This is a genomic window from Cupriavidus sp. SW-Y-13 (genome assembly GCF_009793345.1).
GTDB lineage: Bacteria > Pseudomonadota > Gammaproteobacteria > Burkholderiales > Burkholderiaceae > Cupriavidus.
In genome coordinates this window covers 1,122,545-1,143,886 of the sequence record NZ_WHLX01000002.1, presented here as the reverse complement: position 1 = coordinate 1,143,886, position 21,342 = coordinate 1,122,545, and the positions used below count along the sequence as shown (strand labels likewise).

18 protein-coding genes are annotated in these 21,342 nt (G+C 66.7%); 10 read left to right on the top strand and 8 right to left on the bottom strand.

Annotated features, from left to right (window positions below):
- Positions 1 to 61: 61 nt before the first annotated feature.
- Positions 62 to 607, bottom strand: a complete 546-nt coding sequence (locus GA566_RS20795) for a CinA family protein (RefSeq protein WP_160473904.1) — start codon at positions 605 to 607, stop codon at positions 62 to 64.
- Between the two features lie 42 nt (positions 608 to 649).
- Complete coding sequence (locus GA566_RS20790; RefSeq protein WP_160473903.1) at positions 650 to 2,869, bottom strand: catalase; 2,220 nt, start codon at positions 2,867 to 2,869, stop codon at positions 650 to 652.
- 215 nt (positions 2,870 to 3,084) lie between these two features.
- On the opposite strand from GA566_RS20790, the gene GA566_RS20785 reads away from it, so the two are divergent.
- The gene (locus tag GA566_RS20785) at positions 3,085 to 5,091 is read left to right on the top strand and encodes an arylsulfatase (protein WP_160473902.1); all 2,007 of its coding nucleotides are present in this window, start codon (positions 3,085 to 3,087) and stop codon (positions 5,089 to 5,091) included.
- Between the two features lie 24 nt (positions 5,092 to 5,115).
- Here the strand turns inward: GA566_RS20785 and GA566_RS20780 are convergent, their stop codons facing one another.
- Complete coding sequence (locus GA566_RS20780; RefSeq protein ID WP_137927454.1) at positions 5,116 to 5,298, bottom strand: hypothetical protein; 183 nt, start codon at positions 5,296 to 5,298, stop codon at positions 5,116 to 5,118.
- An 86-nt stretch (positions 5,299 to 5,384) separates the two neighbouring features.
- Here GA566_RS20780 and GA566_RS20775 point away from each other — a divergent pair, with 86 nt between their 5' ends.
- The 4 genes from GA566_RS20775 to GA566_RS20760 all read left to right on the top strand — a co-directional run bounded on the left by GA566_RS20775 (position 5,385) and on the right by GA566_RS20760 (position 9,164).
- Positions 5,385 to 5,759 (top strand): PepSY domain-containing protein, encoded by a 375-nt coding sequence (locus GA566_RS20775; RefSeq protein ID WP_160473901.1) that lies wholly within the window; start codon positions 5,385 to 5,387, stop codon positions 5,757 to 5,759.
- A 4-nt stretch (positions 5,760 to 5,763) separates the two neighbouring features.
- Positions 5,764 to 6,435: a response regulator transcription factor gene (locus GA566_RS20770; protein ID WP_137927456.1), complete on the top strand. Its 672-nt coding sequence runs from the start codon at positions 5,764 to 5,766 to the stop codon at positions 6,433 to 6,435.
- Positions 6,432 to 7,760, top strand: a complete 1,329-nt coding sequence (locus GA566_RS20765) for a HAMP domain-containing sensor histidine kinase (RefSeq protein ID WP_137927457.1) — start codon at positions 6,432 to 6,434, stop codon at positions 7,758 to 7,760. Before GA566_RS20770 ends, GA566_RS20765 begins: the two co-directional genes overlap by 4 nt.
- Positions 7,761 to 7,904: 144 nt before the next feature.
- A complete protein-coding gene (locus tag GA566_RS20760; protein WP_137927458.1) occupies positions 7,905 to 9,164 on the top strand; it encodes a glutamate carboxypeptidase in 1,260 nt (419 codons plus the stop codon).
- A 25-nt stretch (positions 9,165 to 9,189) separates the two neighbouring features.
- On the opposite strand, the gene GA566_RS20755 is transcribed toward GA566_RS20760, so the two are convergent.
- From GA566_RS20755 to GA566_RS20745, 3 genes are all read right to left on the bottom strand, one after another.
- Positions 9,190 to 10,092: a DMT family transporter gene (locus GA566_RS20755; RefSeq protein ID WP_137927459.1), complete on the bottom strand. Its 903-nt coding sequence runs from the start codon at positions 10,090 to 10,092 to the stop codon at positions 9,190 to 9,192.
- Between the two features lie 226 nt (positions 10,093 to 10,318).
- Positions 10,319 to 11,806, bottom strand: coding sequence for an acyl-CoA-binding protein (locus GA566_RS20750; protein WP_237380548.1), 1,488 nt, complete (start codon positions 11,804 to 11,806; stop codon positions 10,319 to 10,321).
- The gene (locus tag GA566_RS20745; protein WP_137927461.1) at positions 11,799 to 13,088 is read right to left on the bottom strand and encodes an MASE1 domain-containing protein; all 1,290 of its coding nucleotides are present in this window, start codon (positions 13,086 to 13,088) and stop codon (positions 11,799 to 11,801) included. Before GA566_RS20745 ends, GA566_RS20750 begins: the two co-directional genes overlap by 8 nt.
- Before the next feature lie 148 nt (positions 13,089 to 13,236).
- Here GA566_RS20745 and GA566_RS20740 point away from each other — a divergent pair, with 148 nt between their 5' ends.
- Positions 13,237 to 14,697 carry an HdeD family acid-resistance protein gene (locus tag GA566_RS20740; RefSeq protein ID WP_160473899.1) on the top strand — a complete coding sequence of 487 codons (1,461 nt, stop codon included), beginning with the start codon at positions 13,237 to 13,239 and terminating at the stop codon, positions 14,695 to 14,697.
- A 31-nt stretch (positions 14,698 to 14,728) separates the two neighbouring features.
- On the opposite strand, the gene GA566_RS20735 is transcribed toward GA566_RS20740, so the two are convergent.
- Positions 14,729 to 15,793 carry a VWA domain-containing protein gene (locus GA566_RS20735; protein WP_137927463.1) on the bottom strand — a complete coding sequence of 355 codons (1,065 nt, stop codon included), beginning with the start codon at positions 15,791 to 15,793 and terminating at the stop codon, positions 14,729 to 14,731.
- 68 nt (positions 15,794 to 15,861) lie between these two features.
- Here GA566_RS20735 and GA566_RS20730 point away from each other — a divergent pair, with 68 nt between their 5' ends.
- Genes GA566_RS20730 through GA566_RS20715 form a run of 4 tightly spaced genes read left to right on the top strand, consistent with a single transcriptional unit; the run spans position 15,862 to position 19,924 of the window.
- Positions 15,862 to 16,842 carry a trypsin-like peptidase domain-containing protein gene (locus GA566_RS20730; RefSeq protein WP_160473898.1) on the top strand — a complete coding sequence of 327 codons (981 nt, stop codon included), beginning with the start codon at positions 15,862 to 15,864 and terminating at the stop codon, positions 16,840 to 16,842.
- Between the two features lie 16 nt (positions 16,843 to 16,858).
- Positions 16,859 to 17,872: a MoxR family ATPase gene (locus tag GA566_RS20725; protein WP_160473897.1), complete on the top strand. Its 1,014-nt coding sequence runs from the start codon at positions 16,859 to 16,861 to the stop codon at positions 17,870 to 17,872.
- Positions 17,850 to 18,863 carry a DUF58 domain-containing protein gene (locus tag GA566_RS20720; protein ID WP_160473896.1) on the top strand — a complete coding sequence of 338 codons (1,014 nt, stop codon included), beginning with the start codon at positions 17,850 to 17,852 and terminating at the stop codon, positions 18,861 to 18,863. The genes GA566_RS20725 and GA566_RS20720 overlap by 23 nt, the downstream gene beginning before the upstream one ends.
- Positions 18,860 to 19,924, top strand: coding sequence for a VWA domain-containing protein (locus GA566_RS20715; protein ID WP_160473895.1), 1,065 nt, complete (start codon positions 18,860 to 18,862; stop codon positions 19,922 to 19,924). The genes GA566_RS20720 and GA566_RS20715 overlap by 4 nt, the downstream gene beginning before the upstream one ends.
- Positions 19,925 to 20,087: 163 nt before the next feature.
- Here GA566_RS20715 and GA566_RS20710 read toward each other — a convergent pair whose 3' ends face one another.
- Positions 20,088 to 21,338, bottom strand: coding sequence for an acyl-CoA dehydrogenase family protein (locus tag GA566_RS20710; RefSeq protein ID WP_160473894.1), 1,251 nt, complete (start codon positions 21,336 to 21,338; stop codon positions 20,088 to 20,090).
- Positions 21,339 to 21,342: the final 4 nt, after the last annotated feature.

Sequence of the window (21,342 nt, the reverse complement as noted above, 5' to 3'; positions counted from 1 at the left end):
CTCCCATGGCGGCACGGCAATCTTTACTGCTTTTATCCGAAATGCCCGGTGGGGCAGGGCGTCATCGGCGTACGGCGAGGGCGTGATAGTGCTGCACGCGCGATAGCGCATAGCTGGCGGCAGCGATGCGGATGGCATTGCGGTCGCCGCCGAAGCGGCGTGTTTCGCTGAACTCGATATCGTGCGGCACGGCGCCGCCCTGGCGGAACCACCACGCAAAGCACTGCGTGCCGGGAGGCGTGCCGTCGTCGGCGCCGTCATCCGCCACCCCGGTATTGGCGATGACCAGACTGGCATCGGTGTAGTCCGCCATGCCGCGCGCCATCGCCAGCGACACGGGCTCGCTGGTCAGACCGTGCCGGTCGATGGTTTCCTGCGGCACATGCAGTACGGCAGTCTTCGTATCGGGCGAGTAAGTGACGATGGCGAGCCGAAGCACCGCGCCGCAGCCGGGCACTTCGGCAATGCGAGAGGCAATCAGGCCCGCCGTGCAAGACTCTGCAGTGGATAGCGTCAGCGTATATCGCTTGAGGAAATGCGCGATCGCCTTCATGTCCGTCGCATCCTGCCGGGCCGCGTCAGAGGGAGCGATATTGGCAGCAGTCATGACAGCGACGCTCTCCAGACACGCGGCCCTTTCATCGCAGCATCACACCGGGATCTTCAATGCGTCGGGTCGATCCCACCAGCGGTGTTGCCCCACCGCATCGAGAAAATCCTGGTGCATGGCGGGGTCTTCCGTCGGGGAAATCACCACGCCCGGTCCGGCAAAGCCGCCGGCCAGGCCCACACGCCGTGCGGCTTCCGAGACCATCGCCGCGCCAGATCCGCCTGCACCCACAGGTTTGTAGTGCTTGTACGATTCGCTGATGAACAGCAGTGCGTTGGGATCGGGCTCGGCGGGCGGGCTTTTGCCATCGGGCACGTAGACCGCATCGAACAGCACCGAACCCACCGACGCCAGTGCAAAGTCCACCGGCAACGTGGCGCCGCTGGCCGTCGTGACGCCCGTCGCGCGAGGGCCCACGATCTTGACGTTGGCGCGCGCCGCCGTGCCGAGCGATTGCAGGGACGCCACGGCATCATCGTCCACGCCATCATTGACCAGTACCGCGATGTTGCGGCCCGTGATATCGCCCTTGGGCTGCGAATCGAGACTCAGCGCAGGCGACGCGTCGATGCCGTAGTCGTCGATGGGCGGAGGATTTCCCACCGGTTCCACGACGATGCCAAGGTTGTCGGCCACCCCCTGCGCCAGCTCGGGTGCGATATGCACGATCTGTCCCACCACACGTGCGCGGATGTCGGGAGAGAAGACCTTGGACAGTTCGAACGTGTAGGCGTCGATGATCTGCTTCTTCTCTACATCCGACTGGCTGCGCCAGAACAGGTTGGCTTGCGAGAAGTGATCGGCAAACGTATGGGCGCGGATGCGGTTCTTTACCGCGCCATCCTCGGCGGGTGCGGGGAAGTGGTGATACGCGTTAGCGTCGCCGGCGAGGAACGGACAGCCGCCGCTCACCGAGTTGGGCTGGTAGCTCTCCTTGCCCTGCACGATGGTCTGCCGCATGAAGCCGTCGCGCTGGTTGTTGTGCACGGGGCAGAGCGGGCGGTTGATCGGCAGTTCATGGAAGTTCGGGCCGCCAAGGCGCGTGATCTGCGTGTCGATGTACGAGAACAGACGCGCGTGCAGCAGCGGATCGTTCGTAAAGTCCATGCCCGGCACGATGTGGCCGGGGTGGAAGGCTACCTGCTCGGTTTCGGCAAAGAAATTGTCGGGATTGCGGTTCAGCACCATTCGCCCGATGCGGCGCACCGGCACCAGTTCCTCGGGGATGATCTTCGTCGGGTCCTGCAGGTCGAAGCCGAATTTGAGCATCTCGGTCTCGGGCACCAGTTGCACGCCAAGATCCCACTCGAAGAACTGGCCAGCCTCGATGGCGTTCCACATGTCGCGCCGATGGAAGTCCGGGTCCTTGCCATTGATCTTCAGCGCTTCATCCCAGATCAGGGAATGTGCGCCCGCCACGGGCTTCCAGTGGTACTTCACCAACGTGGCTTCACCCTTGGCATTGATCAGCCGGAACGTATGCACGCCGAAGCCTTCCATCGTGCGGAAACTGCGGGGAATTGCGCGCCCCGACATGGTCCACAGCACCATGTGCATCGATTCCGGCTGCAGCGACACGAAATCCCAGAAGGTGTCGTGCGCGGACGCGGCCTGCGGAATCTCGTTATGCGGTTCCGGCTTCACCGAGTGCACGAAGTCCGGAAACTTGATGCCATCCTGGATGAAGAACACGGGCATGTTGTTGCCCACCAGATCGAAATTGCCCTGCCGCGTATAGAACTTGGTGGCGAAGCCGCGCACATCGCGCGCCAGGTCGGCGGAACCGCGCGAGCCTGCCACAGTGGAAAAGCGCACGAAGACCGGCGTCTGCTCTCCCACGCGCGTGAAGATATCGGCCGTGGTGACGTCTTCCAGCGACTCGGTCAGTTCGAAGTAGCCGTGGGCGGCAGCGCCGCGCGCATGCACCACACGCTCGGGAATCCGTTCGTGATCGAAGTGCGTAATCTTTTCACGCAGGTGGAAATCTTCCAGCAGCGTCGGGCCGCGCAGGCCGAGCTTGAGCGAGTTGTCGTCCTCGGGCATTTGCAGGCCCGAATTGGTGGTCAGCGTCTTGCCTGCGTTCGAAACCAGCGTGCCGACGCTGGGCGACCCCACATGGCCCGGATTGCCGGCAAGGCGGTCTGCCACGGCCTTTTCATAGGTGCCATCGTCATTGCTGCCGGTGCCGTGCGAGGGGTTTTGCGGCTGGCCGCCGTGGGGCGTGGCGCCCTTTCCTTTGCCTGCTGACTGCTTTGCCATGGGGACTCTCCTCTGTGGGTGATATGGGTCTGGAGAGCCTGGCGCTGCAGGTTGCGTGCCATCGGTAGGAAAGGGCAGCAGGGGCGCCAGCATAGCGCGTCATCAGGCGTTGCCCCAAGCACGTTTTTCGAAGATCGGCATGCGGAAATGTTGCTTCGTCGGCGCCCCGCCACGTCATAGCATCGCTGCTCTTTCCCATGGCCGTGACCACAACAATGACATTCCATCACGCATCCCCATCCGCGCGGTCGAGCCGCCGCGCGCCGCTTGCTTCTCCGCTTGTTACCCGGCTGGCACTCGTCGCCGCCAGCGCTGCCGCAGTGGCGGGGCTGGTCGCTTGCGGCTCGGATAACAACACGCCCATCGCATCCAATGGGGGCGGCACCACGGCCACGCCAACGCCGACCACGCCGCAGAAGCGCCCCAACATCCTCTACATCATGGCCGACGATCTCGGCTATTCGGACATCAAGGCATTCGGCGGCGAGATCGATACGCCGAACCTTGACGCGCTGGTGGCATCCGGCCGCATCCTGACCAACCACCACACGGGCACCGTTTGCGCCATCACGCGATCAATGCTGATCTCCGGGACGGATCACCACCTCGTGGGGGAAGGCACCATGGGCGCGCCAAACGACGAGCGCAAGGGCTTGCCGGGCTATGAGGGCTACCTGAACGACAGCTCGCTGTCGGTGGCCCAACTGCTGAAAGACGCTGGCTATCACACGTATATGGCCGGCAAGTGGCACCTGGGCAACGGGATCGCCGGATCGGCCGCATCGCTGGGCAAAACGCCCGACCAATGGGGCTTCGAGCGCAGCTACGCGCTGCTGGGCGGTGCCGCGTCGAATCACTTCGCGCATGAGGCTGCCGGTTCGAAGAACTACACCGAGGATGGCCAGTATGTGCAGCCGGGGCAGCCCGGCCAGGCGGGCGGCACGGGTGGCTCGCCTGCCACGTTCTACTCGACGAACTTCTACACACAGAAGCTGATCCAGTACATCGATGCCAACAAGGCCGACGGCAAGCCATTCTTCGCGTACGCCGCGTACACGTCGCCGCACTGGCCGCTGCAGGTGCCGGAACCCTGGTTGAGCAAATACAAAGGCCGTTATGACGCGGGCTATGATGCCGTCCGCAATGCACGGATCGCGCGCCAGAAGACGCTGGGCATCCTGCCCGCCGACTTCAATGCGTTTGGCGGCGCGCCTGAGACGCTGACCGCATCGGCGGGCAGCGCGGCGAACGGCACCGCGGGTGCGAAGTACATCAATGCGCTGAACGGTCCCGCGCAAGGCTACACGGATTACGGTGCCGGTTACGTCAACAAGACCTGGGCAAGCCTGTCCGCCGACGAGCGCAAGGTGCAGGCGCGTTACATGGAAATCTATGCGGGCATGGTCGAGAACCTGGACTACAACATCGGCCTGTTGGTGCAGCACCTGAAGGACATCGGCGAGTACGACAACACCTTCATCATGTTCCAGTCGGACAACGGCGCCGAGGGCTGGCCCAACAGCACCGACCCCACCGCCTACGACACGGCCAACGCGCAGGAGCCGGCGTTCTCCGCGCTGGGCAAGGACAACGGGTTGCAATCGGTGCCCAAGCTTCAGTACGGCCTGCGCTGGGCCGAGGTCAGCGCCGCACCGTTCCGGCAGTTGAAGGGCTACATGGGCGAGGGCGGTATCTCCACGCCGATGATTGCCAAGCTGCCGGGGCAGACCGCGCAACAGCCGACGCTGAACGCCTTCACGCACGTGACCGACAATACCGCGACCTTCCTGGACGTGGCGGGCGTCGCGTTGCCGACGCAGGCCGCGCCGGCTGCCGTCAATGCTTCGACAGGCGTGGATGCCAACAAGGGCAAGGTGGTCTACAACGGCCGCAATGTGTGGCCCATCACGGGTCAGTCGCTGTTGCCGCTGCTGCGCGGCGAAGTAGCGGGCGAGGTGCGCACCACGGCGTTTGGCGAGGAATCGTATGGGCGCGCCCAGTTGCGCAGTGCCGATGGCCGCTGGAAGGCACTGTGGACCGAGCCGCCGAGTGGTCCTGCGGACGGTCACTGGGAGCTGTTCGACCTGAAGACGGACCGGGGCGAGACCACCGACGTGTCCGCCAGCAACCAGACGGTACTCGACGCATTGGTTGCCCAGTGGAAGACGTACATGACCAGCGTGGGGGGCGTGGAACCGGCCCGTCCGCGCGGTTACTACTGACGCATCGACAGAAGCCTTGCCACGTCAGAAGCCTGCTGTCTGGAACCAGAATGGCAGGCCCGCCACAGCCATCGCCACGGCCAGCGGCATGAACTGGGCAAGCGCCACGCCCAGCCGGTTCATGCGATGGCCATGGCGAGTGGGGCGGTCTGATGTCGTGGAAGAGGGCATGGCAGGAGGCATGGCAGGGGGCAGGACGTTGAGCATGGCTGCATGATGCGGGGATCAACCTGAATGGCGCCTGAGCGGCCTGTTCAGGTACTGTTCAGGTTGCGACCCCGACAATGCGCCCCATGACGTCCCCGCACCTTTCCTTCCTTCCGCACGTATCCAGCCTGAGCCGCCTGGCTCGTACCGGCGTGCTCGTCGCCATGCTCGGCGTGGCGGGCATGGCGGGCCCGGCCCATGCGGACCCCGATGCCGACCGCGCCCGCGCCGCGCTGCGCTCCGGCGAAATCCTTCCTCTGTCCCGCATTCTCGATACGGTGGCGCGTCAGTACACCGGCGATGTGATCGATGTAAAACTCGATCGCGACGACGGCGTCTGGACCTACGAAGTCAAGCTCCTGCTGCCCACCAGCAGCGTGGCCAAGCTCGAATACGACGCCCGTGACGGCAGGCTGATCAAAGCCAAGGGCCGCGATCTCGACAGCGCCCGCAAGCCCTGACGCCATGCGCATCCTGATCGTCGAGGACGAAGCGGTGCTCGCGGAGCAACTCACGCATGCGCTGGCACAGGCCGGCTATGCCGTCGACCATGCTGCGGATGGCATCGACGCGGCGCACCTGGGCGCGGAGTATCCCTACGATGCTGTGGTGCTCGATCTCGGGCTGCCGCAGCTCGACGGCTTGTCGGTGCTCCGGCGCTGGCGGCAGGCGGGCAATACCGTTCCGGTAGTGATCCTGACCGCGCGCGATAGCTGGGTGGAGAAGGTGGAAGGTATCGACGCCGGGGCTGACGACTATCTTGCCAAGCCATTTCGCGTCGAGGAACTGCTGGCGCGTATCCGCGCCCTGATCCGCCGTTCGGCGGGCCGCGTGGCGCCGACGCTGGGTTGTGGCCCGGTGCAGCTTGTGCCCGGTACGGGGCAGGTAAGCGTGCACGGCGCGCCCGTGTCGCTGACCGCGCATGAGTTGCGCGTGCTCGATTACCTGATGCATCACCAGGGCGAGATCGTCAGCAAGACCACTCTCACCGAACACATCTACGCGCAGGATTTCGACCGCGACAGCAATACGATCGAGGTCTTCGTTGGACGCCTGCGCCGCAAGCTTGGCGTCGATGTGATCGAGACCGTGCGGGGGCTAGGGTATCGCCTGCGCGATCCGGAGGCCTCGGCGTGATACGCAAGTCGCTGGCGTGGCGTCTGCTCGCCATTGCAGCGTTGTGGATCGCCGGCACGCTCTGCACCACCGGATGGATACTCGACGCGCTGTTCGGTCGCCATGTGGATCGCACCTACATCGTGGAACTGGACCGCGACCTCGCCAGCCTGGCAGGTGCGCTGGAATGGCGTGCGGACGGCACGCTGGAACTTACGCGTCAGCCCGCGGAGCCGCGCTTCGACCTGCCCTATTCGGGCGCGTACTGGCAGGCATCTGCTGGCAACCAGACGCTGCGCTCGCGCTCGTTGTGGGACGTGGACATCCCCACGCAGGTGGAGCGTCCCGTAGGCCACGGCGATGCCGACATCCGCATCGGTCCGCGCGAACAGTCGCTGCTCGTAAAGTCGCGCAAGCTTCAACTGGCGGGCACCGATACACCCATCGACGTGACCGTGGCGCTGGACCGTACCGAACTGCGCCACGCCAAACGCTCGTTCCGGCATCTGCTGTGGCTCTCGCTCGGCGTATTGGGGGTGGGCATCCTCGGCGCGGTGTGGGCGCAGATCCGTTTCGGGCTGGCCCCGCTGTCGCGCCTGCGCGCTGCCGTGGCCGGGCTGCATGCGGGTTCCAGTTCCGAGCTGGTGGGAACATTTCCCGCCGAAGTGCAGCCGCTGGTGGACGAGATCAACGCGTTGCTGGAGCGCAACCGGCAGGCCGTGGAACGCTCGCGGCGGCAGGCCGCCGATCTGGCCCACGCGGTCAAGACGCCGCTGGCCATCCTGTCGAACAGTGCGGCGGCGTTGCCCGAACCTGCCTCGCACGGTGTGCAGCAGCAGCTCGACGCCATGCGCCAGCAGGTGGATCGCCACCTGGCGCGAGCCCGCGCAGCGGGGGCGGGCGGTGCCGCGCGAGGCACGGCCGTGCCGGTGCGGCCGGCGGTGGCGTCGCTGGCGCGCGCGCTGGAACGCCTGCATGCCGAGCGGCCGGTAAGTGTGCGCATCGATGGCGAGGCGGCGTTCTCCGGTGATCGGCAGGACCTTGTGGAGATGCTCGGCAACCTCCTCGACAACGCCTGGCAGTGGGCGCGCAGCGAGATTCGCGTGACGCTGGACGGCGATGCAGGGCGCATGCACATCCGCATCGAGGACGATGGTCCTGGCATGCCGGCCGACGCCATGCGCCACGCGGTGCAGCCCTTCGCTCGGCTCGACGAAGCCGCAGAGGGCAGCGGCCTGGGGCTGGCCATCGTGCGCGATATCTGCACGCTGTATGGTGGCGAACTTGCGCTGGGCAAGTCGTCGCTGGGCGGCCTGGCTGCCACGTTGCATCTGCCGGGTCCGTGACCTATCCCTTGTTTCTCATCAAGTTTCGAATTCCGCATTGCAGGCTAAATCCCCGCGCCGACGTCGGCGCGATGATCCGCGCGCCACGGCGCCGGCATTCCCGTTTTCCTGCCGCGTGCAGGGTTCGACAAGGAGTGACAAGCAATGCGGAAGTACATACTCGGTGCGCTGGCGCTCGGCGCAGCGGTGCTGGTTTCCAGTGGGTGCGGCGATACCTCGGCCGCCTCGCCTACCTACGACAGCACACTCGACACGGCGTCGCAGGGCCAGCAGGCCGGCGCGCTCGCCACGCTCGAAGCACTGGTCAACATCGAGAGCGGCCCCGGCAACGAGACCGGCCTGCTGGCGATGGGCGATTACCTCGCAGGCCGCCTCACCGCGCTCGGCGCCACCGTGACGCGCCACAAGACCGCCGATGGCAGCGCGGGCCAGAACATCGTCGGCACACTGCAGGGCACCGGCACGCGCAAGATCTTGCTGATGGCGCATATGGATACGGTCTATCCGCCCGGCTTCCTCGCAAACGCGCCGTTCCGCGTGGAAGGCAACCGGGCCTATGGGCCGGGCATCGCCGACGACAAGGGCGGCATCGCGGTCATCCTGCACACGCTGACGCTGCTCAATGCGCGTGGCTTCCGGGACTACGGCACGCTGACCGTGCTGTTCAATACCGACGAGGAAACCGGCTCGTTCGGCTCGCGCGACCTGATCCAGACGTTGTCGGCCAACCATGACTACGTGCTGTCGCACGAGCCAGCCTTGGCATCCAATGAAGGCTTCGGTCTGGCCACCTCGGGCATCGCCCACGCCACGGCTACCATCCACGGCAAAGCCTCGCACGCAGGCGTGGCACCGGAAGCCGGTGTCAACGCGCTGACCGAAGCCGCCAGCCTGATCCTGCGCACGCAGGATATCGACAACAAGGATCGCGAGATCCGCTTCAACTGGACACTGGCTTCCGCGGGCTCGGCCTCGAATGCCATTCCCGCGCAGGCCACGCTGACCGCCGACATGCGCTATGGCAGGAATCAGGATCTGGATGCGATCACGTCGATGCTGAACGAGCGCGCGCAGCAGAAATTCCTGCCGGGCTCGGAGATCACGATCGATGTGCTGCGGGGACGCCCGGCGTTCAATGCTTCCGACGCAGGCAGGGCGCTGGCGGCCAAGGGCCGGTCCATCTACGCCGAAGTGGGCGGGCAGATCGCCGTCTCGGAGGTCCGCACGGGCGGCGGCAGCGATGCCGCCTATGCGGCCCTGTCAGGCAAGCCCGTGCTGGAAAGCATGGGGCTGCCCGGCGTCGGCTATCACACCAACTCGGATGAGTACATCGTCATCGATGCCATCCCGCGGCGCCTCTACCTGGGCGCGCGAATGATCATGGACCTGAGTCTGGGCCGCTGAGCCGCTAGTCCGGAGACTGGCGCGGCTACCGTCGCTGCGCCAGGACGATGCCTGCTGCAATGAACACCAGTCCGGCCGCGTGATACCAGCGCGGCCAGTCGCCCAGCAGCAGCGTGGAAAGCAGGGCGGCAAACAATGGCGTCAACGTGATGAAGAAGACCGGCAACTGCGCACCGGCCCGCGCGATGGCGCGATCCCAGATGAAGTACGCCATCAGCGACGGGATGGTGGCCACATAGAGCAGGATGCCCGCGACCTTCGGGTTCCAGTGCAGCGCATGATCGAGCGTGGCCAGCTCCCACGCGGTGAACGGCAGGCTGACGATGGCTCCCACCACGATCTGCGCGAACAGCAGTACGGGCAACGGCAGGTCGGGGCGCTGCTTGCGCAGCAGCCATGTGTAGGCACTCCACGTGACCGTGGCGGCCAGCATGAACAAATCGCCCGCCACGAAATCGAGTTGCGCCAAGCGTCCCAGTTCGCCCCGCACCAGCACAAACGACACGCCGACCAGACACAGCAGCGCCCCGGCAACGTGCCAGCCTTTCACACGTTCGCCAAAGAACAATGCGCCGATGATCAGCAAAAACAGCGGCGTGGACGCGCCAATCAGTGTGACGTTGATCGGCGTGGAGGTGGTCAGCGCCAGATACTGGAACGCGTTGTAGCTGGCAATCGACAGCGCACCCATGGCGCAGAGCACCCCCGCATGCTGCCGGAGCGCGGCACGGTGTGTCACCACGCCGCGCCATGCATACGGCGCCAGCAGCAGCCCGGCCAGTACCCATCGCACAAAATTCAACGTGATGGGCGGAATGGTGCCAGCGGCGAGGCGTCCGACGATGGCATTGCCAGCCCAGGCCAGCGGCGGGAATGTCAGCAGGAACAGCGTGGTGAGGTCGATGCGGCGGCGGGTGGTGCTGGGCATGACAGCAGGGGAGGGAAGGAGGTTCGGCATTATCCGCGATTGTGGGGATGTGCGTGTCGTAAAGCCAAAGCCGCTTGTTATGCGCTCCCCTCTCCCATGAAGTGGGAGAGGGGTGGGGGAGAGGGCCAGACGTCGCTATGCCGATGCGTGGTTAGTGCATGATACGCTGGCCCTCTCCCCCAGCCCCTCTCCCGCATGCGGGAGAGGGGAGCAAACAAAACCAAACCTACACCGCCACCGTCTCCCGCGCCTTCAGCTCCCCCACCAGATCAACGTACTTCTGCATGGCATCCGTCGCATCGGTGCCCTTGCGGGCCGACCACGCGTCCCATTTTGCGCGGCCCACCATGTCCATCATGCCGGGGCGCTCGCCGGTGACGTCGCCGACGCTGCCCTGCTTGTAGAGCGAGTACAGCGCCAGCAGCGTGTCGTTGTCCGGCGCCTGGCGCAGCGTTTTGGAGCCGGCGGCGGCATCGGCAAACGCCTTCTCCAGTGCCGTTGGCCCGTCGGTGGCGGGTGCGCCGCCGAAGTAACGGTCTTCCGCCGCTACGTCGTCCGGAAACCATCGCACTTCGAGCAGCTTGCCCGCGCGCAGCGCCACGGCCAGTACGCCCGGCGAGGCCAGTGCGTTGCCGGCCTGCAGCGTTGCGGGCAGCACCGCCACGCCGGCGTTCAGGCTTGGTATGCCGAAGGCGCTGAAGCGTAGCGGCGGGTCCGACTGCGCCCAGCGCTTGAGCCGTGCCAGTCCCTTGCTGCCGCGCCACGCACCCGAGGTACGGTTGGCGCCCGGCTGCAACCATGCAAAGTCTGGAATGCCTGCCGCAAAGAGCGCGGCAAAATCGCCGGCTTCCAGCCACTGGCGCACCGTGCCGAGCAGCGTCACGATGTCGGCAGGCGCCATGGCGGCATCCACCGGTCCCATGCCCAGCGACGCCGCCGTGGTGGCATCGAGGAACTCCAGCACGTTGCGCGCCACGATTTCCCGATCGTTGTCCACGCAGACCATGTGATAGCTGTCTTCCAGCACCACCATCCGGGCGAGTCCCGCGCGCGTCTTGCCGCCGATATGTTCCACGAGATAGGACGCCGAGCGCAGGCTGGTCAGTTCGTCCTCGCGCGCGTGTACGACCAGCGTCGGACAGACGATCCGTTCGAGCCCGCTCATCACGAATGCGCGCAGGCGGTCTACCTCGCGGATACAGGCCAGCGGCACCCAGCCATAGTGGAAATTCTCGCCCCGCTCGAACTTGGCCTTGACGATGGCGCGCAACTGCTCGTTCTTGATGCCGTAGGGGTCTTCCTCCATAACCTTCATGCGCGCCGGCACGCCGGGTACGTGGTAGAGCAGGGCGCGTGCGGCGCGATACCAGGGTGTGGCCCACCCATCGATGTACACCGGCGGCGCCAGCACCACAAGCTTGCCCTTGGCGTGGCGCTCGCGCTTGGCGGTCTCCACGGCCAGCAGCGAACCCATGCACATGCCCATCAGGTGCAGCACGTCGTGCTGGTCGCGCACTTCCAGGTACTTCGCGCGGACGGCGTCGAGCCAGTCTTCGACCCGCACATGGGCCAGATCCTCAGGCTGCGTGCCATGGCCCGGCAGCGTGAGCGAGTGGGTGACGAAGCCAGCGTTCTTGAGCCGCTTGTGCATGGACCCGAGGTCGTACTGGGTGCCGCCGAGCCCATGGATCAGGAACACGCCGGGTTCACGCATGCTGCGCTCCGCTCGCCATGCGCAGCAGGCATGCCACGCGCTCCACGGCACCATCGGGGCCGCGTACCGGCGCCAGGCGTGCCTGGACGTGAAGGTTGCGGCCGTCGAGATGCACCTCGTAGGCGTCGTTGCTGGTGTCGTGCCGGCCGCTGGCCACGGCGTCCCAGCCCGCCTGTGCGAAGGGGCGGTTGGCCGCGTCCACACGGTCGAGCCAGTCGCGGATATTGCGCAACTGGGTAGCTTCCGGTCCCAGCACTGCATGGGCCGATTCGCCCCAGACCGCCGCACCGGTGACGGCATCGAACTCCACGCTGGCCACGCCCGTGGCCTGCAAGGTGCGCTCGTAGCGCAACTGCCACTCGCGGGCCGTGGTCAGCGCCAGCCGGCGCGCCTCGTTGAGGGCGCGCCCCACGAGCAGCAGCACCGCCCAGACCCAGACGTAGGCCTGCACCTCGATCACGGCTTCGCCCTGGAATCCCTCGTTGGCCGCGAAGGGGCCGCCGCCGTTGGCGGTCAGCCAGATGATCAGCACCGCGCCCACCAACGTGGCCACCGATCCGCCGCGCGGCCCCCAGAACATCGACGCCAGCAGCAGGAACGGCATCGGCAGGTAGGTCAGGGTAGGGGCGATGCTGTCGAACCGGAAGTGCATGCTCCGATGAAATACGACAAGCGTGGTCAGCAGGAACAATGCAAACATGGCCGCCCCCGCACCGAACTGCTTCATCGGCATGCCGCCTGAGCGCTTGATCGCAAAGCCACGAAAACCGGTAATGACGGGCGAGACGAGCAGGATGCCGACGATGGTAGAGAAAGCCCACGCGCGCCACTCGGCGGCAAAGGTCTGGGTATCCGGCCGAAGCCAGCGCCAGAACTCGTTGGCCAGCGTGGCGCCCACCACGCCGGTGACAACGGCGCCGGTCACCATCAGGGCCGCCTGCAGCAAGGGCTGTGGCGGTTCGCGCTGGCCGCGCGTGGCCATCCACGCGCCCAGCGCAATGGTGCCCGTCTCGATGGCCGCGAACACGACGGCGGCCACCACGTCCAGGTCATGGGCCGCCAGCCCCCAGAGCAGCGACGCCAGGGCGGTGCCCACCAGCACGGCCATCCGGCGGCCCGGTGCACAGGCCAGCCAGGCGCCGAAGCTGACCCCGGAGGCCAGCCAGACCGCGATGGCCTGCGTCTCGCTGGCGGACATCGCGCTCGACAGGGCGCCGACGGCGAGATAGGCCACGGTCACTATCGTTGCCACCCCTATGAACCGGCTGCCTGCTGACTGCATGGGTCTCTCCTGGGACGGATGGCCTGCATCGGAAGGGCCGGCATGCCCGGCACTGCCGGGCGGCGGCGATGTGACGATAGTAGTACAAGGTCGCGCAGGCGCAACGTTGTGGCTAGAATCCGCGAGGAGACCGTCGCCTGGGGAAACGATGATCCGCCTCGTGCTGATCCTGTTGGGGTTCGACTATCTGCGCGAGCGCGCGCGGGGGATGTTCTGGCTCGGCATCGCGTTTCTTGCGGCCGGCGTGGCGTTGTTCGTCGATGGCCTCGACAGCGCGCGGTTCTTTCCGCTGGAACTGTTCGCCATGCTGCTGCTCCTGGCCGGCGTGGGCACGCTTGTGGTGGCCTTTGTCGGGGCCGGCGGCATGCGCGCCATGCGCATCTTCAAGGCACTGTCACTCTGCCTGGCAGCATCGTTGGTGCTGGCGGGCCACCATCACGGCAATTTCTGGCTGTCGATGATCTTCGGCACGCTGTTCCTGGTCGATGGCCTGCTGCAGTGCGTCTCGGCCAGCGTGGTGCGGTTTCCGCGATGGCGCTGGGCCGTGGGCATGGGCGTGCTGGAAATCCTGATTGCCATCTTCTTCTATCAGCCCTGGCCCACACATTACGCGGGCACCGTGCCCTATGCGCTGTCGATGTGGCTGCTGTTCGGCGGCTGGAGCATGGTCATGCTGGCCTACCGGGCCATGCGCGTCCCGGAGACCGCCACCATCGAAAGCCTGATGCACGGTCCGCGTCGCCGCCAGGGCCGGGTGGAGCCGCAGGAGCGCCGTACCGCGCCGCCGCTCTGGGCGGCCGATGCCGAACAGGCGCCCGTGCACAAGGTCACCAAGACGCTGCTGTTTCCGCCGCCCCGCCACGTGCCCCCGGTGGCCGACACGGGCGCGCCGGCACTGACCGTTCATGTCTGGACGCCCTCGGGCGCCGGGCAGCGGCTGCGCCGCCGGCCGCTGATCGATCGCTATATCGCGGCTGTGGACGCGAATGGCGCGATCTGGACAGGGCACACGGCGCTGGAGTCTCCCGAGGGCATCTACATCAGCTTTGATCCGGCAGAACCGCTGAGCCGTACGCCCGAAAGCGTGACGCAGGCGTTGCGTGCCTCGGCGGACAACGACGTGGCCGGCATGTTCGAGCCGGATTACGCGTCCGAGGCGGCCCGGCGCGGAGAGTCCACGGCGCGCGTGCATCTGCGCAACTACGACGCCGCGCGACTGGAACGCTTCTGGCACGCGTGGAGCGCTGACACCACCTACAACCTGACCTACCGGAACTGTGCGGTCAGCGTGGCCCGTGCGCTGGAGGCTGCGGTGGAAGGGGCGCTGATGCGGCAGCGCGGCAATCGCCACACGTGGGGCTTGCTGCTGCAGGTCATGCTGACGCCGGAGTTATGGCTGGCGGCGCAGATCCGCAAGCGCGGCAAGACCATGGCGTGGACACCCGGACTGGTGCGCGACTATGCACGCGCGCTGAGTCTGCTCGTGGACACGCACGGGCACGCCAGGGCCGGGTGGCGTCTGGGGAGACTGGGCCTGCCCGTGCTGAAACGGCTGTGGACGCAACGCCGGCAATGGCGGCGCGACGACGGAGAGGGGCAGGCGGGCTGACCGCGCATGCGATCCGGGCCATAGTGGGGCCCTAGCGCCGGAACCAGATCATCGACAACCCGCCCGCCAGCAACAGCAGCGCGGCCGCCGCCGCAGCCAGCAGGGCGCTGACTTCCGTTTCCTTCCGTTCGAGTGCGAAGCGTGCACTGAGCTGGCGGTACACCTGCGACAGGTCGGCTGCCGATCCGGCCTGGAAGTATTCGCCACCGGTCATCGTCGCCACGGCGCGCAATGAAGGTTCGTCGAGTTGCATGAAGTAGGACAGGCTGGGCTCGCCGGCGGCGCCGCCCTGCGCGGAGCCGAAACCTACCGTGTAGACGCGCACGCCGCGCTGGGCGGCCATGCGGGCAGCGTCGATGGGATCGGGGCCGGTGGTGCGGCGGCCATCGCTGAGCAGGATGATCGCGCCATGGCGATAGGAGCCGGGCTGCACGGGCGGGCGCTCCTGCTCGCGCTTGCGGGCGGCATCGGCCGCGGCGGCTTCGTCCAGCGGACCGGTGCGGGCGCCGAAGCGCGACGCTTCGGTGCTGAACAGGATCGTCTCCAGGTCGATGCCGTCATCGGGGAACAGCACGGCCAGTGACTGGATCAGTCCGCTGCCCGTGGCGGTGCCGCGCTGCAACTGAAAGCGGTCGATGGCGTCGATCATGTCCTGCCGGTTGCCCGTGGGAGGCAGGACCACCGTGGCTGTGCCGGCAAACGACACGATGCCCAGCCGCACGCTGGCGGGCAATCCCACAATCAGGTCGCGCGCGGCTTGTTGCGCTGCGGTGATGCGCGTCGGGGCCACATCGGTGGCTTCCATGCTGCGCGAGACATCCATCGCCAGCACCAGTGTGATGACATCGGAAGGCAACGTGACCGTGGCCATGGGTCGTGCGCACGCAATCAGTGCAGCGGCGAGGCCAAGCAGGCAGAGCGTAGGAGGAATATGACGCCGGATGCGCTGGCGCGGACCCAGCGCAGCGCGTGGCAATGCAAGGCTTGCATAGAGCACGGCGCCCTTCTTGCGCCGGGCGATCAGATACAGGTAGGCGGCCACCAGCAGTGGGAGCGCCAGCAACAGCCAGAGCACTTGTGGCCAGAGAAACTGCATGCCCTGCTCCTTGGCGCGTGGTTAAGAGGATGGTACTGTATTTTCCAGGGCACGAAGGGAGGGCTGCCATGAAGCGGATGACGATCTACGGATGTGTCGCAGCAGCCCTTGCACTTGCCCTCGCTGCCGGCGGCGCCTCCCTGTACCTGGCCCAGCCGGCCAAGCGGACCCTGACGCAGGCCGATATCGACGCGGCCGTGCTCCACACCCTACAGACCAAGACCCTGCCATCGCGGCCGGCCCGTGCGGCGGAAGCGGTACGCGAATCCGTGGTCGAGGTCATGAGCTATTCCCCGAAGGAAAAGCCAGCCAAGGCAACGCCGTCCCCCGAGGCGAAGCGCGAGCCGCCCCCGCGCAAGGGGCCGCAAGCCTATCCGCAGCATAAGTCGCCGCCGCGCGCCTCACCCGGCCCGTCGAAGAAGGCGGCGCCCGCGCCAGCCCCCGCACCGTCCCCGCGCGAGGAATCGGCACAGGCCGATCCGCAGAAGGAAAGCCCTGCCGAACGTGACGAGGCTGGCCATATCGGCTCCGGCGTGGTGGTGACCGAAAGCGGCATGATCATGACGAGCTACCACGTGGTGGCCGATGCGCGGCGCATTCAGGTGAGGTTCCACAACGGCCAGACGGCTGACGCCACGCTGGCGCAGGCCATTCCCGAGAAAGACCTCGCCATCCTCAAGCCTGTGTCCATTCCCGATGACCTGCCCGCTGCGGTGCTCGGTTCCAGCAACGACCTGGCGCCGGGCAGCGAGGTGGTGGCGGTGGGCTTCCCGTTCGGGATCGGGCCGTCGATATCGGCGGGCGTGGTATCGGGACTCGACCGCGAGTTCGTCTCGCCGGACCGCAGGCAAAAGCTCGACAAGCTCATCCAGTTCGATGCTGCGGCGAACCCCGGCAACTCGGGCGGGCCACTCGTGAACATGAATGGCGAGGTGGTGGGCATCGTCACTGCCATCCTCAACCCGAATCAGAGCGGCACCTTCATCGGCATCGGCTTTGCGATCACCATCGAAAGCGCCGGCGCTGCCATCGGATCTTCACCCTTCTAAACAAACGCGGGGGCCTATGAACGACCAAGCACGGGACGCTGTGGACAGCGCCAACCTGATGGAACGCCTGCTGTTCGAGGTGAAACGCGTGGTGGTGGGGCAGGATCACTTTCTCGAACGCGTGCTGGTGGGGATGCTCGCCGGCGGGCACCTGCTGGTGGAAGGCGTGCCGGGACTCGCCAAGACACTCACGGTCAACACGCTGGCGCGCACCATGAGCGGCACGTTCAAGCGCATCCAGTTCACGCCCGACCTGCTGCCTGCCGATCTCGTCGGCACGCGCATGTACAACCAGGGCACGGGCGAATTCTCCACGGTGCGCGGGCCGGTGTTCGCCAACCTGCTGCTGGCCGACGAAATCAACCGCGCGCCGGCCAAGGTGCAGAGCGCGCTGCTGGAGGTGATGCAGGAGAAGCAGGTCACGATTGCCGGTGAGAGCCACCGCGTACCCTCACCGTTCCTGGTCATGGCGACGCAGAACCCGATCGAGACCGAGGGCACCTATCCGCTGCCCGAGGCGCAGGTGGACCGCTTCATGATGAAGGTGCTGGTGGGCTACCCAAGCGAGGAAGAAGAGGTGGTCATCGTGAACCGCGTGACGGGACCCCGTATCGGCGTGGGGGCCATCGCCACGCCCGAGCAGCTGGCGGGCCTGCAGGAGGCGTGCCGCAAGGTCTACGTCGATCCCGGGCTGATCCAGTACGCGGTGCGCGTGGTCGCGGCCACGCGCAAGCCCAGCGCCTATGGGCTGGAGGACCTGGACCGCTACGTGACATTCGGCGCCAGCCCGCGCGCCACCATCGGCCTGATCGAAGGGGCGCGCGCACTGGCTTTCCTGCGTGCCCGGCACTACGCGCTGCCCGAGGACGTGGTGGATCTGGTGCCCGATGTGCTGCGCCATCGGCTGGTGCTGTCCTACGAGGCGATGTCCGATGGCGTGACCGCCGACCAGCTTGTCCACCGCATCCTGCAGGCGCTGCCGATGCCAGAACGGCCGCTGGAATCCCATGTTCAGGCGCTGGCTCGATAAGCGCCGGCGCGAGCCCGACGCCCCCGTTCCTTCCGCTCCCGCCGCACCGGCTGGCCGGCACGCCGACGCGCTGCTGCGCAGGCTGGAATGGACGGTCGTGCGCCGGCTCGACGGCCTGCTGCAAGGCGACTACCGCACGTTGTTCCGGGGCTTCGGACTGGACCTTGCCGATCTGCGCGAGTACCGGCCCGGCGACGATGTGCGCCATATCGACTGGAACGTGACTGCGCGGCTGCAACAGCCGCATGTGCGCGAGTTTCAGGAGGATCGCGAGGTGGCCGCGTGGTTCCTGCTCGACCTGAGCGGGTCAATCGACTTCGGCTCCGGCACCGTGCGCAAGCGCGACGTGCTGGCGGATTTCACGACCGTCATGGCGATGCTGCTGACGCGCTACGGCAACCGCGTGGGTGCCGTGCTCGACGGCGGCGCGGGACAGGCCACGGCCTCGGTGGTGCCGGCCCGCGCCGGGCGCCGGCATCTGCTGCACCTGATCGACCGCATGCAGGCAACGCCTGCCGCATCGCCGGGCGATACCCGCCTGAGTGATCTGCTGGACCGGGGCCGTGCCGTAGCGCGGCGCCGCTCGGTGCTGTTCGTGGTGTCCGATTTCATCAGCTCGCCGGGCTGGCAGGCGCCGTTGGCGATGCTGGCGCGGCGGCATGAAGTGGTGGCGGTGCGGCTCGTCGATCCACTTGAAATGGCCTTGCCGGATTTGGGCCTGGTGGTGCTGCAGGATGCGGAAACGGGCGAGCAGTTGTTTGTCGATACGCACGATCCCGCCTTCCGCAAGCGCTTTGCCGATGCCGCCGAGGCGCGCGAGACCGAATTGCGCGAGGGCTTTGCGCGGGCCGGGGTGGATTGCCTCACGCTCTCCACCTACGCGCGCCTGGACATGGCGCTGCTGCAATTCGCAAGAGAGCGGCGGCACCGGCAGGGTGGGGCGGGCGCGAAGGCTGCGGCGAGCGCCAGTATGGCCAGGGGGGCGGCATGATCGACGCCATCAACCGATTGCCCGTGCTGAGCTTCCTGTGGCCGCGCATGCTGTGGCTCATGGCGCTGCTGCTGGTGCTGGCGGCGGCGTATGTCTGGCTCGACGGACGGCGCCGGCGCACGGCGGTGGAGTATCCGGCGCTGAAGACTGTGGGGCTGGCGACGCGGCGTGGAGCGGGCTGGCGGCGCCACGTGGCGCCACTGCTGTTCCTTGTGGCGCTGGCCGCGTTGACCTTCGCCATCGCCCGACCCCAGGCCGTCCTGACGCTACCGTCGCGGCTCGACACCGTGGTGCTGGTCATCGATCTCTCCGGCAGCATGCGCGCCAAGGATGTGGCGCCCACCCGCATCCGCGCCGCGCAAGTTGCCGCGAAGCATCTGGTGGACGCGCAGCCATCTGGCGTCAAGGTAGCCATCGTGGCCATGGCCGGCACGGCGGCCGTGGCGCAGGCGCCCACGCGCAGCAAGGAAGAAGCTACCGCAGCCATCGAGCGCCTGCAGCCGCAGGGCGGTACCGCGCTCGGCAACGGCATGCTGGTGGCCCTGACCACGTTGCTGCCGCAGACTGCGGGCGATGTCCAGCGGCTGATGAACGAGGAAGATCTGCCACGCAGGCCACAGGGGGCGGACGTCAATGCGGATACCGATGCCGTGGCGCCCGGCTCGTATGCGCCCGGCGCCATCGTGGTGTTCTCCGATGGAGAAAGCAATGCCGGCCCGGCCGCCATGCAGGCGGCGGAGCTTGCCGCCGCGCACGGTGTGCGGGTCTACACGGTCGGCGTGGGCACCGCGGAAGGCGTGGTGCTGTCCGTCGATGGCTGGTCCGCGCGCGTCAAGCTGGATGAGACGGTGTTGAAACAGGTGGCCAATGCCACGGGCGCCGATTACTTTCGCATCGAGGACGCCAGCGGCATGAAGAAGGTCTACCGCTCGCTGGGTACAAGGCTGGCGTTCGACAAACGCGACCAAGTGGAGGTGACCGCGTTTTTCGCGGCGCTAGGGGCACTGCTGGCGGCTTGTGCGGGGATGTTGTCGTTGTGGTGGTTTGGGAGGGTGGTTTGATCGGTTTTCTCCCCTCTCCCGCGTGCGGGAGAGGGGCGGGGGAGAGGGCCGACGGTTCAAATTGCGACAAGTCGGCAAGCAGAGCCTCCGGCCCTCTCCCCCAGCCCCTCTCCCATTGCATGGGAGAGGGGAGCAAGCCAGCAGCGGTCGATGTTCCTTCGGCTCAAAACAACCCCGAAGTCGGCGGCGGTTCATCCTTCAGCAACCAGGCCCCCACAGCCGCGGCCTTCCACTGCCGGGGATTATGGTTCGCTACCGTCCTCGCATTGCGCCAGTGCCGATCCAGGTTGTACTGACGGTCGCACGTCGAAGCCCCACCCACATCGAAGACAAACTCCGCGCTCTTCAACGCCGCTGCTACGGCGAAGTACTGCGCTTGGGCGACCTCCACCGAAGCACGCGCCAATGCCGCTTCGCTTAGGTCATCGGCCCATGCGGCGTCAATGGCTTCAGCCGCGCGCAGCACCACGGCTTCCGCCGCGTAGACCTGCGCGGCGATCTGGCCGATGGTTTCCTGCACGTAGGGATCGTCCACCGAACGCGTGGCGCTGCTGTGCTTGATCGGGCGGGCCTTGTTGCGTGCGAACCATGTGGCGTCGTTCAGCGCATTGCGGGCGATGCCGGCCTCGGTAGCCGCCAGAAACAGTTGCAGCATCGGCGTTACCGGATTACGCCATTCACGCGAGAACGGGCTGGGGCGGAGTTCGTCGGCCTCCACGCGTGTCTGCGAGAAGTGCGTGGAACCACTGGCGGTCAGGCGTTGGCCGATGGTGTCGAAATCATCGACGAGATCCACACCAGCACGATCGCGCGGTACGGCGAAGTGGGTCTCCTCGCCGGCCTCGTTCACGGCAATCGACGTGATCCAGTCCGCGTACAGGGCCCCCGTGCTGTAGTACTTGGTGCCATGCACGATGAAATGGTCATCGTGCGGCGTGATCGTGGTCCGCACGTCGCCGTGTTTGCCGCCACGCTCCATGCCGCCATTGCCGAGGATGTGCCCGGCCAGTAGCCGATCGAACCAGCGTCGGCGTTCATCCTCGTTGTTCGTGCCAAACAGCAATCCCTCGGTCAGCGCAAAGTTGGGCCGCAGCGCCTGCGCGAGATTCGCGTCGGCGGCTGCCAGATCGATCAGGAAGCGGAACGCATCGCGCACGCTGCCACCCGGCCCGCCATAGGCGCGCGGAATGCGGAACGTCAGCAGGCCGGCATTGGCGACCTGTCGCGCCAGCGCATAGGGCAGTTCGTGCGCCTGCTCGCGCCGTGCGGCATCGCGCGCAATCTCGGGCAGCAATGTCTGGGCGCGCTGGAACAGCGTGGCGACGTCAGGGGCGGCCGCCTGCGGGTGGCCGGCAGGGGCGGGATGAGGATTGTGGGCGGCGGCACGCGTGGCGCCCGGATTGTCTTCTGCCATGGTT

Bases quoted from the DNA above. Each gene is read 5' to 3' on its own strand.
- GA566_RS20795 (WP_160473904.1), bottom strand. From the start codon at position 607: ATGACTGCTGCCAATATCGCTCCCTCTGACGCGGCCCGGCAGGATGCG.
- GA566_RS20790 (WP_160473903.1), bottom strand. From the start codon at position 2,869: ATGGCAAAGCAGTCAGCAGGCAAAGGAAAGGGCGCCACGCCCCACGGC.
- GA566_RS20785 (WP_160473902.1), top strand. From the start codon at position 3,085: ATGACATTCCATCACGCATCCCCATCCGCGCGGTCGAGCCGCCGCGCG.
- GA566_RS20780 (WP_137927454.1), bottom strand. From the start codon at position 5,298: ATGCTCAACGTCCTGCCCCCTGCCATGCCTCCTGCCATGCCCTCTTCC.
- GA566_RS20775 (WP_160473901.1), top strand. From the start codon at position 5,385: ATGACGTCCCCGCACCTTTCCTTCCTTCCGCACGTATCCAGCCTGAGC.
- GA566_RS20770 (WP_137927456.1), top strand. From the start codon at position 5,764: ATGCGCATCCTGATCGTCGAGGACGAAGCGGTGCTCGCGGAGCAACTC.
- GA566_RS20760 (WP_137927458.1), top strand. From the start codon at position 7,905: ATGCGGAAGTACATACTCGGTGCGCTGGCGCTCGGCGCAGCGGTGCTG.
- GA566_RS20755 (WP_137927459.1), bottom strand. From the start codon at position 10,092: ATGCCCAGCACCACCCGCCGCCGCATCGACCTCACCACGCTGTTCCTG.
- GA566_RS20750 (WP_237380548.1), bottom strand. From the start codon at position 11,806: ATGCGTGAACCCGGCGTGTTCCTGATCCATGGGCTCGGCGGCACCCAG.
- GA566_RS20745 (WP_137927461.1), bottom strand. From the start codon at position 13,088: ATGCAGTCAGCAGGCAGCCGGTTCATAGGGGTGGCAACGATAGTGACC.
- GA566_RS20740 (WP_160473899.1), top strand. From the start codon at position 13,237: ATGATCCGCCTCGTGCTGATCCTGTTGGGGTTCGACTATCTGCGCGAG.
- GA566_RS20735 (WP_137927463.1), bottom strand. From the start codon at position 15,793: ATGCAGTTTCTCTGGCCACAAGTGCTCTGGCTGTTGCTGGCGCTCCCA.
- GA566_RS20730 (WP_160473898.1), top strand. From the start codon at position 15,862: ATGAAGCGGATGACGATCTACGGATGTGTCGCAGCAGCCCTTGCACTT.
- GA566_RS20725 (WP_160473897.1), top strand. From the start codon at position 16,859: ATGAACGACCAAGCACGGGACGCTGTGGACAGCGCCAACCTGATGGAA.
- GA566_RS20720 (WP_160473896.1), top strand. From the start codon at position 17,850: ATGTTCAGGCGCTGGCTCGATAAGCGCCGGCGCGAGCCCGACGCCCCC.
- GA566_RS20715 (WP_160473895.1), top strand. From the start codon at position 18,860: ATGATCGACGCCATCAACCGATTGCCCGTGCTGAGCTTCCTGTGGCCG.
- GA566_RS20710 (WP_160473894.1), bottom strand. From the start codon at position 21,338: ATGGCAGAAGACAATCCGGGCGCCACGCGTGCCGCCGCCCACAATCCT.